General features: G+C 72.1%; 10 protein-coding genes. 4 read left to right on the plus strand and 6 right to left on the minus strand.

What is annotated here, in order from left to right; all coding sequences use genetic code 11:
• Positions 1-115: 115 nt before the first annotated feature.
• Together ACGFIO_RS00230 and ACGFIO_RS00235 are read left to right on the plus strand one after the other, a co-directional pair.
• Complete coding sequence (locus tag ACGFIO_RS00230) at positions 116-2194, plus strand: glycosyltransferase (RefSeq protein ID WP_392820035.1); 2079 nt, start codon at positions 116-118, stop codon at positions 2192-2194.
• Positions 2191-3159 carry a class I SAM-dependent methyltransferase gene (locus ACGFIO_RS00235; protein ID WP_392820037.1) on the plus strand — a complete coding sequence of 323 codons (969 nt, stop codon included), beginning with the start codon at positions 2191-2193 and terminating at the stop codon, positions 3157-3159. The genes ACGFIO_RS00230 and ACGFIO_RS00235 overlap by 4 nt, the downstream gene beginning before the upstream one ends.
• A gap of 129 nt (positions 3160-3288) precedes the next feature.
• Here the strand turns inward: ACGFIO_RS00235 and ACGFIO_RS00240 are convergent, their stop codons facing one another.
• Positions 3289-5397, minus strand: a complete 2109-nt coding sequence (locus tag ACGFIO_RS00240; RefSeq protein ID WP_392820039.1) for an AAA family ATPase — start codon at positions 5395-5397, stop codon at positions 3289-3291.
• Positions 5398-5517: 120 nt separating this feature from the next.
• Between ACGFIO_RS00240 and ACGFIO_RS00245 the strand changes: the two genes are divergently transcribed.
• Both ACGFIO_RS00245 and ACGFIO_RS00250 read left to right on the plus strand, forming a co-directional pair.
• Entirely contained in the window at positions 5518-7065 is a 1548-nt protein-coding gene (locus ACGFIO_RS00245) for a hypothetical protein (protein ID WP_392820041.1), read from the plus strand.
• Entirely contained in the window at positions 7065-9041 is a 1977-nt protein-coding gene (locus ACGFIO_RS00250; protein ID WP_392820044.1) for a glycoside hydrolase domain-containing protein, read from the plus strand. The genes ACGFIO_RS00245 and ACGFIO_RS00250 overlap by 1 nt, the downstream gene beginning before the upstream one ends.
• A 15-nt stretch (positions 9042-9056) precedes the next feature.
• Here the strand turns inward: ACGFIO_RS00250 and ACGFIO_RS00255 are convergent, their stop codons facing one another.
• The 5 genes from ACGFIO_RS00255 to ftsY form a co-directional block, all read right to left on the minus strand.
• The gene (locus ACGFIO_RS00255) at positions 9057-11267 is read right to left on the minus strand and encodes a [protein-PII] uridylyltransferase (RefSeq protein ID WP_392822502.1); all 2211 of its coding nucleotides are present in this window, start codon (positions 11265-11267) and stop codon (positions 9057-9059) included.
• On the minus strand, positions 11264-11602 hold the full coding sequence (locus ACGFIO_RS00260) for a P-II family nitrogen regulator (protein ID WP_364315304.1): 339 nt from the start codon (positions 11600-11602) through the stop codon (positions 11264-11266). Before ACGFIO_RS00260 ends, ACGFIO_RS00255 begins: the two co-directional genes overlap by 4 nt.
• A gap of 36 nt (positions 11603-11638) precedes the next feature.
• Positions 11639-13039 (minus strand): ammonium transporter, encoded by a 1401-nt coding sequence (locus ACGFIO_RS00265; RefSeq protein ID WP_392820047.1) that lies wholly within the window; start codon positions 13037-13039, stop codon positions 11639-11641.
• A gap of 211 nt (positions 13040-13250) precedes the next feature.
• On the minus strand, positions 13251-14048 hold the full coding sequence (locus ACGFIO_RS00270; protein ID WP_392820050.1) for a phosphotransferase: 798 nt from the start codon (positions 14046-14048) through the stop codon (positions 13251-13253).
• Between the two features lie 50 nt (positions 14049-14098).
• On the minus strand, positions 14099-15271 hold the full coding sequence (ftsY, locus tag ACGFIO_RS00275) for a signal recognition particle-docking protein FtsY (RefSeq protein WP_392820052.1): 1173 nt from the start codon (positions 15269-15271) through the stop codon (positions 14099-14101).
• Positions 15272-15393 lie beyond the last annotated feature (122 nt).

The following is a 15393-nucleotide window of genomic DNA, read 5'->3' on the forward strand; positions in this document are numbered from 1 at the left end:
CGGCCCGCTGCCCGCCTTCGAAGCCCGGCCCGGCGGTGCGTCCGGGCCGTAGCCGCCCACCGGCCACATGCTACGGAGGGCATCACCTGAACGGCCTCGCCGGCGTTGGTCAGGTGTGCAGGCGGCCGAGTTGCTGGACGACCACGTCGCGGCGATCGGTGCTTCGCTGCGGTCGGCGGTCGGTGCCACCGCCGTGCGTACCGGATCGATCGACGCCCGGCATCTGCTCGCCCGCGCCGCCCTCGGGCCCGCCGCCGGCCTCAACGACCTGCTGGTGGCGGCCCGGAACCGGGACCGGCGCTGGCTACGCCGGGTCAAGCCGCGCCGGCCGATCCTGGCCGCCCTGGCCCAGACGATCGCCCTGCAGGACCGGTTGCCGGGCGACCGGGCCGACGCGCTGGCGATCTACTCGCTGATCGGCGCCGGCGCCCTCTCGGCGACCCATCAGGGCCTGCACGCCCAGCTCACCCTGGCCTGGGCCGGGCCGGCCGCGGTGCCCCGGCTGCTGGCCTCCTACAAGCGCATCCGCCCGGAGGTCCGGGCCGCGCTGGAAACCGATCTGGCCAACCCGTTCGTGGCCGAGCGCCCGGTCGGGCCGTGGCTGGAAGCGTTCCGGACCCTGCTCGGGGGCCCGGATCTCACCCTGGACGCCACCAGCCTGCCCCCGATCGACCGGCTCGCCACGCCCGCGCCGCCACTTCAGGTGGAGGCGCCGCAGCGGATCTCGGTGCTGCTCACCGCCGAGCGACCGGGACCGGAACTGCTCACCGCCGTACGCTCGATCCTGGCCCAGACCTGGTCCAACCTGGAACTGATCCTGGTGGCGCCCGAGCACGACCCGACCGTCCGGCGGGCCGCCGCGATGAGCGACCGCATCCGGGTCGTCCGCGACGACGGGCCACGGGCGGCGACCGGCGAGTTCGTCACCTACCAGGACGCCCGCGGCTGGTCGCACCCCCGCCGCCTGGAACGTCAAGTGGCACCCCTGATCCGGGGCGGGCCGGCCGCCACCACCGCGGACGTCCTCCCGGTGACCGAGGACCTGCTGCTGACCAGGGCCGGCCTGCGCGCCACCCGGCCCGAGCCGACGCTGCTGTTCCGCCGCGGGTCGGAGGGCGGGGCGGTCGAGCATCTGACCGAACGGTTGTCGCTGATCCGGGTGGGCGCCGTCGCCACGGCACCGGCGGTGGCCAGGAAGGCGTTCGACGTCGTGTTCGCCGGTGACTGGCGGTTCGCGACCGGCCCGGTCCGCTCGGCCGTCGACGAGATCCGGGCGCTGACCCGGGCCGGGCTGCGCGTCGGGCTGGTGCAGCTGGACTCGTTCCGGGCCGCGTACCGCCGCCCGCTCCCGCCCTGCGACGCGATCCGGGATCTGGCCGGGGCCGAGCCGGTGGGCCTGGACCAGCCGTGCACGGCCGAGGTGTTGGTGATCCGGCAGGCGGCGGTGCTGCAGTTCGCCGCGGACGATCCCGCCCAGTTGCGCGCCGGCCGGGTGCTCGTGGTCGCCGACCGTGCCCCCGGCGGCCACTACGACACCCGGACCTGCACTTCCCGGGTACGCCGGGTGTTCGACCTGACGGCCGTGTGGTGGCCGCGCGATCCCGGCGTCCGGGCGGCGTTGCGGGCGGCCGACCCGGACCTGCCGATCGCCGAACGGGACCTGCCCGCCGTCGTCGACGCGGACGGCTGGGTCGCCGGGCGCGGCGGTGCCACGGCGGGACGCCCGATCGTCGGGGCGGACCTGTGCGACACCTCGCCCGAGGGCGCGCTCGGCATCCTGCGGCACCTGTCCGATCTGGACGTACGCCTGCGCCTGGCCGACGGGCCGCCGGAGGTGCCGGCTCCGCGCGTACCCCACTCGTGGCTGGTTTTCCCGGCCGGTGCCGTGGCCCCGAGAGCCTTCCTCCACCAGCTCGACTTCTATTTGCACGGGCCCGGCCCGGCGGCCGGAACGTTCTCGCGCCCCGCTCTGGAGGCCGCGGCCGCCGGGTGTGTCGTGGTGCTGCCGGAGCGGTTCGCCGCGCTCTACGGCGACGCCGCCGTCTACGCCGAACCGGCCGCCGTGCCGGCCCTGATCCGCCGGTACGCCGCCGACGACGCCCTGTTCGCCGAGCAGAGCCGCCGCGCGCGCGAGGTGGTGGCCCGGGCCCACCGGCCGGAGCAGTTCGCGCTCACGTTGGGAGTCTGCCGATGAAGGAACTCGGACGCCGGGTGCTGCGGCGGCTGCTGCGCCTCACCCCGCACACGATCGGGATCGCCGCGGCGACGCTGGCCGGTGCGGGTGCGATCGCGGCGGCGCTGTCCGGGCGTACGCCGATCGCCGTCGCCTGGAGCGCCGCGCTGCTGACGGCGACGCTCGTGGTGACCGTGCATCTGCATCGCGGCACCACCGCCCGGCACGACGCCCAGCAGGAGTCGGCCGGCGAGCTCCGCGACATCCTGGAACAGCTGCAGCGCCGGGTGATCGCCACGGTCGAGAAGGAGCGCCTGGAGGCCGGCGACCGCCACCTCGAGCTGACCGACACGATCACCCGCGGTCTCACCCCCGAGGGGGCGGAAGCGTTGCTGCGCGCCCAGAACCGCGAGCTCGACGCGGTGATCCAGCTGTCCCGCACGGTCGTGCCGCGGGCGCCCATGCCGATCGGCGACACCGGGCCCACCCCGGCCGACCTGCTCGCCCTGCTGCATCTGACGCGCTCCCGCAAACCCGGTCTGACGGTCGCGCTGGGCGCGGGTCCGGCTTCGATCTGGCTCGGGTACGCGGCGGAGCACGCCGGCCGCGTGGTCGTCGTCGAACACGACCCGGCCCGAGCCGACCGCCTGCGCACCGATCTCGTGGCCCACAACCTGACCGGTGTCGAGGTGGTGCGGGCGCCGCTGGTCGAGCTCACCCTGGACGGCCGCACCACCGACTGGTACGACGTCGACGCCCTGACCTCCCTCACCGACATCGGCCTGCTGCTGGTCGACGGCCCCGCCACCGACCCGCTGCCACCGGCGCTGCACGTGCTGGGCCGCCGCCTGGCCGACGACGGCGTCGTGGTCTCGCTGCCGCGCTCATCGGTCCCGCGCCAGCATCCGCACGACGGTTTCCGCCTCGACCACACCGCCCGCTGGACCGTCCTGTCCCGCGCCACGTCACCGGCTACGTCGTTCTGAGCACGGCGGACCGCTGGCCGGACCGCCACGGCCGGTGGGCGGCGACGGCCTGGACACACCGCCGGGCCGGGCTTCGAAGGCGAGCAGCGGGCCGCTGCGGGCGGGGACCTCCGCGCCCGTACCGGAAGATCAAGGTAGTGGGGTGAAGCGGAAGCTGGCGGCCTCCGTGACCGTCACGGCCGTCGCCTCCAGCACCCCGGTGTATCGGGCCGGGCCGGTGCGACGGGTCGACAGGTAGCGGTTGCGGCCGACCGAGAACAGGACGAACTCGCCCTCGGCGGCCGGGATGACCCGCAGCCACTCGTGTGGCCCCTTGCTCGCCGTGAACAGCCGTACCGCCGCATCGCCCGGCACCCGTGGGCGCGCCGACACGAAGCGGCGGTGGGCGGCGAAGCCCCGCAGCATCAGGTTCGCCGGCCGGCGGGGGAATCGGCACATCTGGAACTGCTCCCACGTGCCGTACGTGTCGGGCCGGGTCCGGGCCCGCAGCACCCCGGCGTCCAGTCCCTGGTAACCGTCCTCGGCCGCGACCAGCAGACCGCTGCGCACGTCGAGCAGACCCACCGCCCGGGGCTCGCAGCGCAGCGGCTCGATCATCGGCGCGCCCCCGGCCACCGTGCCCAGCGCCAGCAGGCCGGTCAGCACCGACGACAGCCAGCGGCGGCGGGCCCGGCAGCGGCCCTGACGACCGGTCTCGACCGCCTCGTGGCTGATGCTCTCGTCGACGAACCGCCGTTCCAGCTCGGACAGTGACGACCGCCAGGACGGCGACGCGGTCCACTGCCGGGTCTGCGCCAGCCGGCTGCCCCGGTAGAGGATGCTCCGGTCGTACCCCAGCTCCTGCCAGACGGCGGCCGAGTCGGCCAGCCGCCGGTGCGCCCGCAGCGTCACGCGGTCCTGGTCCACCCACTGACGCAACCGCGGCCAGGCCCGGATCAGTGACTCGTGCGCCAGTTCGACGCTGCCGTGCCCGGTGGTCAGCAACCGCGCGTCCACCAGCCGGTCGACCAGGCCGGCCGCGTTCACCTGCGAGCGCGGCACGCGGCGGGCCCGCACCCCGGACAGGTCGTCGAGGTCGATCATCCGGAGCAGCAGGGGCCGGAGGGCCGTCCGCTCCTCGTAGTCGAGGCGGTGGTACACGCCTTCGGCGGTGGCCGCGACCGCGCCGTCGACCCCGCCCGCGGCCTGATATCCGTCGAGCGTGATGGTCGTGCCGCGATGACGCCGCCACGCCTCCAGCAACGCGTGCGAGGCGAGCGGCAGGGCACCGGGCCGGCCCGCCACCTCGGCCACGATCGCCGAGACGAGCGCGCCTTCGACCCGCAGCCCGAGGCGGTCGGCCGGCTTCACCACCGCCTCGCGCAGTTCGGCCGGGCTCATCCCGCCCATCAGCAGCTGCCCGTCCTGCATGGCGGCGAGCAGGCCGGGGAACTCGGCGAACCGCGGGTAGTGGTCGGCGCGCACGGCGAGGACCACCCGGGTGCGGCTGCCGGGCCGGCACAGGGCCAGCAGGGCGGCGAAGAAGGCGGCCCGTTCACGGTCCGGCACGGACGCCGAGAACACGTTCTCGAATTGGTCGACGATCAGCAGCAGTTCGGCCGGTCGGTCGAGCAGCGCCTGCCGTACCGCCAGTTCGGCGTGGGCCGGGTCGCGGTTCAGGTCGTCGAGCAGTGCACCGGCCGGGATCCGGGCCAGGCCGGCCAGCGGCAGGGCGAGGTCGGTCAGCGGGTGCGCGGCGGGCACCATCAGCACCGCCGGCTGGGGCATCGCGGCCATCAGCCCGGCCCGCACCAGCGAGGACTTGCCGACACCGGAGGGCCCGAACACGGCCACCAGCCGGCGTTGGGACACCCGCCGGACCAGGTCGGCGACGAGGCCCGCGCGACCGAAGAACAGCTCGGCGTCCTCCTTCTGGAAGGGCGCGAGTCCGGCGTACGGCGGGCTGCCCGCGACCGGCTCGACCGGCTCGGGTGGGTCGGTCCGGGCGAGCAGCCGCCAGCGGTTCTCCCAGTCGGCGACGTTGCCACTGCACGCCTGGACGTACGCCCGGGTCACCGGCAGGGTCGGCAGCCGGCGCCCGGACGCGGCGGCGGCGAGGGTCGCGGCGGAGAAGTTCGCCAGCACGGCCAGCGCCCGGTACGAGGGATTTCCCGCCTTCTCCCGCAGTTGCCGCAGGCCGACCGCGAATTCGACGAGTGGGTCGCCGTTCGGGTCGAGCGCGCGTTCGGGCCGAGGCATACCCACCCCCGTGAGTTGTCCAGCTGTTTGTCCGCACCATTGTCCAAACCGGTCAAGCGGCAGCAAGACAACTTGTCGGCGGCTAGACAGGGATCTCCGACACATTGACGGGGGTAAACCTTGAGAAGACACATCGTCGCGTTCGCCGCGGCGCTGGTCGCGATTCTGGCGATCGGCACGCCGGCGTACGCGGAACCGCCGGTCGACCCGTATCAGGCGTACGTCGACCCGGACTGCCTCTCCTTCGTGGAGCAGCCCGGCGTCAAGGAGTTCCGCGACATGATCATGTCGCGGGTCGGCGGCGCCAACGGCGGCATCTTCGCGTGCTCCGGGTACGAGCACGGCGAGGGCCGGGCCTGGGACTGGATGCGCGAGGCGAGCCGCCCGGCGGAGAAGGCGCAGGTTGAAGCGGTTCTCGACTGGCTGCTGGCCACGGACGCGGCCGGCAACCCGCACGCGATGGCCCGGCGCCTCGGCATCGGCAACATCATCTGGAACCGGCGGTCGATCAGCCTGTGGACATCGTCGGCCAAGCGGTGGAACGACTACCCGTGTGACGGGACGGCCGGCGGCTGCCACACCAACCACGTGCACTTCGCCTTCTCCTGGGCCGGTGCGCGCAAGCAGACCACATGGTTCACCACCCCGGACCGCCCCGGCAACTGGTATCCCGGCGGCAGCTCGTCGACCAGCGACACCGCGGTGACCCAGTCGTCGGTGATCGTCAACCCGGTCAACGGCAACATCCAGGTGTACGCGAACTCGGGCGGCCGGCTGGTCGAGACGTACTGGAGCGAGGCAGCGGGCTGGGTCCGCAACGACATGGGCCTGTCGATCAGCGGTGCGCCGTCGGTGATCCTCAACCCGGCCAACGGCAACGTTCAGGTGTACATGAACTACGGCGGTCAACTGGCCGAGATGTACTGGAGCCCGGCCACCGGGTGGTCGGGTCTGAACCCGCTGGGCGGCAGCATCACCGGCCACCCGGTCGCGATCGTCAACCCGCACAACCAGAACGTGCAGATCTACTACAACGCCGGCGGGCAGCTGGCCGAGCAGTACTGGGTTCCGTCGACCGGGACCTGGTCCGGTCAGCACGAGCTGGGCGGCAGCATCAGCGGCAGCCCGGCGGTCTTCGTCAACCCGCACAACCAACACGTGCAGATCCACTACAACTCGGGCGGCCAGCTGGCCGAGCAGTACTGGCATCCGGCGACCGGCTGGAGCGGCCAGAACAGCCTCGGCGGCACGATGTCGGGCGACCCGGCGATCATCGTCAACCCGCACAACCAGAACGTGCAGATCTACTACAACGGCGGCGGACAACTGGCCGAACGCTACTGGAATCCGGCCGCCGGCTGGAGCGGCCAGAACAACCTCGGCGGCAGCATCACCGGCAGCCCGGCGGTCATCGTCAACCCGCACAACCAACACGTCCAGGTCCACTACAACTCGGGCGGGCAGCTGGCCGAGAACTACTGGGTCCCGGGCACCGGAGCCTGGTCCGGACAGAACATCCTCGGGGGCACGATGACCAGCGACCCGGCCATCGTGGTCAACCCGCACAACCAGAACCTCCAGGTGCACTACAGCTCGAACGGGCAACTGGCCGAGAACTACTGGAACCCGGCCGGCGGCTGGAACGGGCACCACACGGTGGGCAACTGATGACCGCCATCTTCCCGGCGGTGGTCGTGGCGGCGGCGAGCATGCTCGTCGCCGCCCCGGCGGCACCGACCACCGACGTGACCTACCAGGGCCGGCACTACACGGTTCCGGCCGGCTGGCCGGTGCACAACCTGGACGACGAGCCGGCCACCTGTGTGCGCCTCGACCAGAAGGCCGTCTATCTGGGCCGGCCCGGCGCCGACCAGGACTGCCCGGCCAACGCGATCGGGCGTACCGAAGCGATCCTGATCCCGCCGCCGAGGCCGGCGGCCGCGCCCAAAGCGGCCGCGGTCGCCCTCTCCGCCGACCTGACGAACTACGAGGGCAAGGGCTTCGACCCCTGTACGGCGCCGAGCGCGGCCACCATGGACAAGTGGAAGGCCGACTCGCCGTACTCGGCGATCGGCGTCTACATCGGCGGCGTCAACCGCGGCTGCGCCCAGCCCAACCTGACCGCCGGCTGGGTGTCGCAGCGGGCCGCCACCGGCTGGAAGTTCCTGCTGCTGTACGTGGGACTTCAGGCGTCCCGCAACTCGTGCTCGAACTGCGACCTCATCACGTCGCCGACCGCCGAGGGGACCGCGGCCGCCGACGACGCCGTCGCACAGGCCACCGCGCTCGGGTTCGGGCCGGGCAGCCTGCTGACCTACGACATGGAGTCCTGGACGGCCGGGCAGAACAATCTGGCGCTGCCGTTCCTGGACGCGTGGACGCGGCGACTGCACGCGCGCGGCTACTCGTCCGGTGTCTACAGCAGCGCCGCCACCGGCATCACCCAGCTGGTGGACAACTTCGACCGGTACGTGATGCCGGACGTGGTCGACTTCGCCAACTGGAACAACAACGCGACAGTGACCGATTCGCACGTACCGGCCAACCGGTGGGCCGATCACCAGCGCATCCACCAGTACGCCGGCGATGTGAGCGAGACGCACGGCGGTGTCACCCTGCAGATCGACCGGGACTTCTTCGACGTCCGGCTGGGCGGCACCGGCGCCGGTGACTCACCGGTGACCACGGGTTCGGTGGTGATCAACCCGGCCAACGGCAACATCCAGGTGTACGCCAACTCGGGCGGCCGGCTGGTCGAGACGTACTGGAGCGAGACGGCGGGCTGGGTCCGCAACGAGCTGGGCAACGCGATCTCCGGCGCACCGGTGGCGATCCGCAATCCGGCCAACGACAACATCCAGGTCTACTTCAACTCGGGCGGGCACCTGGCCGAGCGCTACTGGAAGGCCACCGACGGCCAGTGGTCGGGGCAGAACGACCTGGGCGGCACCGTCACCGGCCACCCGGTGGTGCTGATCAACCCGCACAACCAGAACGTGCAGGTGCACTACAACGCGGGCGGACAGCTGGCCGAGAACTACTGGGACCGGGCCACCGGCACCTGGTCCGGTCAACATCTGCTCGGCGGAACGATCACCGGCAGCCCGGCGGTGTTCGTCAACCCGCACAACCAGAACGTCCAGATCCACTACAACGCGGGCGGACAGCTGGCCGAGCAGTACTGGAATCCGGCCACCGGCTGGTCCGGCCAGAACACCCTGGGCGGCACCATGTCGGGCGACCCGGCGGTCATCGTCAACCCGCACAACCAGAACGTGCAGGTCTACTACAACGCCGGCGGCCGGCTGGCCGAGCGGTACTGGAACCCGGCGGCCGGCTGGAGCGGCCAGAACGACCTCGGCGGCAGCATCACCGGGAGCCCGGCGGTGTTCGTGAACCCGCACAATCAACACGTGCAGGTCCACTACAACTCGGGCGGGCAGCTGGCCGAGAACTACTGGGTCCCGGCCACCGGCACCTGGTCCGGGCCGAACCTGCTCGGCGGCACCATGACCAGCGACCCGGCGATCGTGGTCAACCCGGCCAACCAGAACGTGCAGGTGCACTACGACGCGGGTGGCCGGCTCGCGGAGAACTACTGGAATCCGTCCGGCGGCTGGTCCGGGCACCACCTGATCGGCTGACGGGCCGCCGCCGGCTCAGACGGCGGCGAGGACGGCGGCGGCCGCGCGGTCTCGCGCGGCCGCCTCCGACCAGTCGCCGATCAGATAGAACGCGTCCACCACGTCACCGCCGAGAGTGGAGATGCGGGCCGCGCGCACCACCGCGCCGATCTCGTCCAGGGCGGTCGCCACCCGGTAGAGCAGCCCCGACGAGTCGGCCGCGCGCAGTTCGAGCACCGTGGCGTCGGTGGCGATCTCGCGATGCCAGACCACCCGGGGCGACGCCGCGTGGCCGCGGGCGCTCATCGCCCGGGCCCGGACCCGCTGGGTCACCGACACGTCGCCGGCGGCGACCCGGCGCAGGTCGGCGGCCAGCGCCACCGGGTCGTAGGGCGAACCGTAGCGGGGCTGGGTCAGGAACGTGACGATCGCGCGTCCGTCCACCGTGGAGGCATCGGCGCCGACCACCTCGAGACGATGCATGGCCAGGCAGGCGGTCACCGCGGCGAGCAGGCCCCGGCGGTCGGCGGCGGCCACCGCCACCTCGTCACCGTCCAGGTGCACGGCGGGCAGGTCGCCGGTCAGCAGCGACGGGTCGGGCTGAGGCGGGGCCGGCAGCACGCCGGTGTCCAGGGCGGTACGCACCTTGGCCACCAGGTCGGCGATCAGCCGGCCCTTCCAGTCCGACCAGGCGGCCGGCCCGGTGGCGTGCGAGTCGGCGCGGGCCAGCGCGTGCAGCAGGTCCAGGGTGGCGACGTCACCGACGGCCTCGGCGACAGTGGCGATGGTCACCGGGTCGGACAGGTCGCGGCGGGTGGCCACGTCGGGCAGGAGCAGGTGCAGGCGGACCAGCTTCTCGATGGTCGCCACGTCGGCCGGGGGCAGGCCGATGCGGGCGGCGACCGCGCCGGCCACCGGCGCGCCGACGACGCTGTGGTCACCGTCCAGCCCCTTGCCCACGTCGTGCAGGAAGGCGCCGATCAGGAGCAGGTCGGGGCGGTCGACCTCGCGGGTGTAGGCGGTCGCCTCGTACGCGGCCTGCACCAGGTGGCGGTCCAGGGTGAAGCGGTGCACCGGGTGATGCTGCGGGAGGCTGCGCATCCGGGCCCACTCGGGCAGCCACGCGTCGATCAGGCCGTACCGGTCGCAGGTCTCCCAGGTGGGCAGCAGGCCGGCGCCGGAGCCGAGCAGAGAGACCAGCGCGCCGCGGGCGGCGGCCGGCCACGGGGTGGGCATGGGCGGGCTGAACGCGGCCAGCCATTCGCAGGTCGCGCGGGCGATGGGCAGGCGGACGGTGGCGGCCGCGGCGGCCACGCGCAGGCTCAGCGCGGGGTCCGGCACGGGACCGATGGCGGTACGCGCGAGCACCAGTTCGCCGTCCTGTTCGACGACGTCGCGGGCGACCGGGCGACGGGCCGGCGCACCCGGCGGCATGCCCCGGCGGCGTCCCGTGCGCAACCGATCGGCGGCCCGCCAGGCGTCTTCCAGGGCATAGGCGACGGTACGGGCATCGCCCGAGACCCGCCGCAGCAGAGCGTCACCGTCGTCCAGGCCGAGCAGTTCGGCCACCGTCCCGCGTTCCTGCGCGACCAGCCGGTCGACCCGGCGGCCGACCGCGATGTGCAGGGCGTCCCGGGTGTCGAGCAGGCGCAGGTTGGCCGCCCGGACCGCGGGTCGCATGGTGTCGGAGATGCCGGCCCGGCCGATGCCCCGCAGCACTGTCACGTCGCGCAGCCCGCCGGCTGCCTCCTTGAGGTCGCCCTCGAGCAGGAAGGCGAGCTCGCCGTGCTGGGCCCAGCGGGCCTGGGTGAGTTCCTTGAGTGGCGGCATCAGGCGGACCGCGGTGCGCCGCCACTGGTCGCCGGCCGCGCCGATCAGCTCGGCCGAGAGCCGGGTGTCACCGGCGATGTGCCGGGCGTCGAGCAGGCCCAGCGCCACCTTCACGTCGTCGTGGGCGACGGAGAGCGCTTCGGGCAGGGTGCGTACCGAATGGTCGAGGCCGAGCTTGGCGTCCCAGATCGGATACCACAGACCGGAGGCGATCCGGTCGATCCCGGCCTGCCCGTCGTGCAGCAGGACCAGGTCGAGGTCGCTGTGCGGCGCGCAGTCGCGCCGGCCCAGGCCGCCCACCGCGAGCAGGCTGACCCCGGGCAGGTGGCTGGGGAAGAGGTCGTCCAGCCAGGTGTCGAGCGCCGCCGCCCGCTGGTCGCGGGCGGCGGCGCCGATGTTGTCACCCAAGATGATCAGAGCGCGTCGAGGCCGCGCTCGCCGGTGCGGACCCGGATCACGTCCTCGACGGCCGTGACCCAGACCTTGCCGTCGCCGATCTTGCCGGTCTTGGCCGCGGTCACCACCGCGTCCACCACCTTGTCGACGTCGATCTCGTCGGTCAGCACCTCAACCTTGATCTTGGGCAGGAATTCCACGGTGTACTCGGCACCCCGGTACACCTCGGTGTGGCCCTTCTGTCGTCCGTACCCCTGAACCTCGCTCACGGTGAGGCCGGCGACGCCGAGCGCGTGCAGAGCCTCCTTCACCGCGTCGAGCTGGTACGGCTTGATCACCGCGGTCACCAGCTTCATGCTCAAACCCTCCATCGGAGCCATCTGTGAATTGAATCAGGACCGGGTGGCGCCGGGGCTGGAGAAGCGCTGAGTCGGCTCCTCGGCCTCGGTCGCCGCCGGGGCCGACTGGGAGATGCCGGCCATGGCGAACGCGCCACCGCCACCGGAACCGCCGGAGGGCGTGAAGTCGTACCCGGTCTCGCCGTGGTCGGCGATGTCGATGCCGCCGATCTCGGCCTCCGGGGTGACCCGGCCGAGCTTGATGGCCTTGAGGATCAGGGCCAGGATCGCCGCGATGGCGAACGAGTAGACCGTCACCGTGAGGCTGCCCAGGAACTGGCGGCCGAGTTGGGTGACGCCGCCGCCGTAGAACAGTCCCTCGGAGGCGTTCAGGATCTTGGCGTCGGTGATGCCGGCGTTGACCTGGGCGGTGGCGAAGAGGCCGATGCTCAGCGAGCCCAACCATCCGCCGACGAAGTGGACGCCGACCACGTCGAGCGAGTCGTCGAAGCCGAAGCGGTACTTCAGGCCCACGGCCAGGGCGCAGACCGCACCGGCGACCAGACCGACCAGGGCGGCCGGCAGCGGGGCGATGAAGCCACAGGCCGGGGTGATCGCGACCAGACCGGCGACCGCGCCGGAGGAGGCGCCGACCAGCGTCGGCTTACCGTCGCGGAGCCACTCGACGATGATCCAGCCGAGCAGTGCGGCGGCCGTGGCCACCTGGGTGTTGATGAAGGCGAAGATGGTGGTGCCGTCGACGGTCAGCTCGGAGCCCGCGTTGAACCCGAACCAGCCGAACCACAGCAGGCCGGCGCCGAGGGCGACGAACGGGACGTTGTGCGGACGCATGTTCTCGCGCGGCCAGCCGACCCGCTTGCCGAGCACCAGGGCCAGCGCCAGCGCCGCGGCACCGGCGTTGATGTGCACCGCGGTACCACCGGCGAAGTCCAGTGCGCGGATCTTGGCGCCGATGAAGCCGCCGCCCCACACCCAGTGCGCGACCGGGATGTAGACGATGGTGAACCAGCCGATCGCGAACAGCACCCAGCCGCCGAACTTCATCCGGTCGGAGACGGCGCCGCTGATCAGGGCGACCGTGATGATGGCGAACATCATCTGGAAGGCCATGAAGGCGTACGTCGGGATGCCGGTGTTGGCCCCGAAGAAGAGCCACTCCTCGGTGATGGCCTTGGTGCCGGTCCCGAGGTAGCTCCAGTTGCCGATGATGTTGTTCAGCCCGGAGCTGCCGTTCACGCCGAACGCCAGGGTGAAGCCGTAGATGATCCACAGCACGGAGATGAGCCCGATGCACGAGAAGCTCATCATCATCATGTTCAGAACGCCCTTGGACCGGTTGAGGCCACCGTAGAACAGCGCCAGACCCGGAGTCATGAGCAGTACGAGCGCAGACGACAGGAGCAACCATGCGGTGTTACCGGTGTTGATCTCCACGCTGCCTCCTCTCGGATAGGTGTCCTCCCGCACGGCCCACTGGCGTCGTCGCCGTGTGTGCCGGTATCGGGCGGAAGCCTTCCGGGCGGCTGTTTCGAGCAGCGTCAACCCGCGATTTCCGAGGTGTGACGGGTTGTTTCCGACGTGTGAAGAAACCCTCACAGGGTGCACGGCAAAACGCCCACTAGGCCATAATCCTCGCGCCTCGCGGTTAACGCAGGGCGTACTCAAGGGTGTGTCGCTCGTAATCGAGCAGCCGCAGGTCACGCATCGGACGACGCAGATGACCCTTGTGAACGATGCGCACGAAGGCCGGATCGCCGGCCGCGGCCATCCGCCGGATGCCCTCGACGTGGTCGACGATCCGCTTCCGGATGGTGCGGACCAGGCGGTGCCGGTCGCGCGGGATCAGGCCGTACGCGTCGGCGAAGAGCCGCAGCCGGTGCGGGCGGTTGGGCCGCTTCCAGCCCAGCGTGTACGAGTCCCGGTCGCTGAACAACGGCACCCAGGTCCAGGCGGCGTAGGCCACGTCGTAGATGCGGGCGCCGGGCGAGGCCAGGTCGAAATCGATCAGTGCCAGCGTGCCGTCGGGTCGCCAGACCACGTTGTGCGGGGCCGCGTCGTGGTGGCAGACCACCTCGGCGTCCGGTGGCGGTGGCCCGAACGAGCGCCACACCGAGCCCGGCGGCGGCTGGAAACCGTACTGGGCGTCGTGGAACATCCGCAGCATGGTCGCCACGGTGACCAGCGCCTCATCGGTCACCCAGTGCGGGGCCAGCGGATATTCACCGCACTCACCGTCGAGATACGACAGCACCTCGCGGCCGCGGTCATCCATCCCGAGCGCGTGCGGTGACCCGGTGAAACCGACCCGCTGCAAGTGGTTGAGCAGGGAATGCACCGCCGGGGTCCACGGGCCGGCGTTCCGCCGGACGGTGTCGCCGGCCTTGGACACCGTGCTGACGTTCCCGCCGTGAAGGGGGATCTCACGAACGGGCTCCTGCGCCACCCACGACCTCCCGCCCTGTCCGCCATGCGCACCCACCTGAAGATTCGAGACTACCCGTCGGCCCCAAGGAGGGCCTCGACGAAGGCCGCCGGCTCGAACGGCGCCAGGTCGTCCGGCCCCTCACCGAGACCGACGAGCTTGACCGGGATGCCGAGTTTGCGCTGCACGGCGATGACGATGCCGCCCTTGGCCGTACCGTCCAACTTCGTCAGTACGACTCCGGTGACGTCCACCGCCTCGGTGAACACCCGCGCCTGCTCCAGACCGTTCTGCCCGGTGGTGGCGTCCAGGATCAGCAGGGTCTCGTCGACCGGCCCGTGCTTCTCGACGACCCGCTTGACCTTGCCCAGCTCGTCCATCAGGCCGACCTTGTTCTGCAGCCGGCCCGCGGTGTCGACCAGCACCGTGTCCACACCGGTGTCGATACCCCGTTTGACCGCGTCGAACGCCACGCTGGCCGGATCGCCGCCCTCGGGCCCGCGGACGGTCTCAGCCCCGACCCGCTCACCCCAGGTGGCGAGCTGCTCGCTGGCCGCGGCCCGGAAGGTGTCGGCCGCGCCGAACAGCACGGTACGCCCGTCGGCGATCAGCACCCGGCCGATCTTGCCGCAGGTGGTGGTCTTGCCCGCGCCGTTCACCCCGACCACCAGCACGACGGCCGGCCGGCCGTCGTGCGGGGCGGTACGCAGGCTCCGGTCCATCTCGGGTTCGAGGGCGGAGGTGAGCTCCTCGGCCAGCTGCGCGCGGACCTCGTCGACGGTCCGCGAGCCGAGCACCCGGACCCGCTCCCGCAACCGCTCGACGATCACCTGGGTGGCCTCGACACCGACGTCGGCGGTGATCAGGCTGTCTTCGATCTCCTCCCAGGCGTCCTCGTCCAGGTGGTCCCGGGAGAGCACGGCCAGCAGGCCGCGACCGAGCGCGTTCTGCGAGCGGCTGAGCCGGGCCCGCAGCCGCACCAGCCGCCCCGCGGTCGGCGCCGGCTGCTCGACCACCGGCGTTTCGGCCACCGGCGCCTCGGCCTCGACCGGCGCGGTCTCCACCGGCCCGGTCCCCGGCGACTCCCCCTCGGCCGGCTTCGTGATCACCGGCGGCGACGTCGGCTCGATCGTCGGCGCCTGCGGCGGCGGAACCTGCTTGCGGCGCATCCGCGGCACCACCAGCCCGACGGCGCCCACCACCAGCACCACGAGCAGGATCACCGATGCGATCACGTATTCCATGCCTCAGAGCCTGACAGATCCCGGAGCGCCGCGTGTCACTCCCCCACCTCCGGCCCGGGCGGGAACCTCGGCTCAGCCAGCACCGCGATCATCCGGTCCCGCGGGCGTCGTCGCGGTTGATC

The sequence above is a fragment of the Actinoplanes sp. NPDC049265 genome (assembly GCF_043197135.1).
In the GTDB taxonomy this organism is placed as follows: domain Bacteria; phylum Actinomycetota; class Actinomycetes; order Mycobacteriales; family Micromonosporaceae; genus Actinoplanes.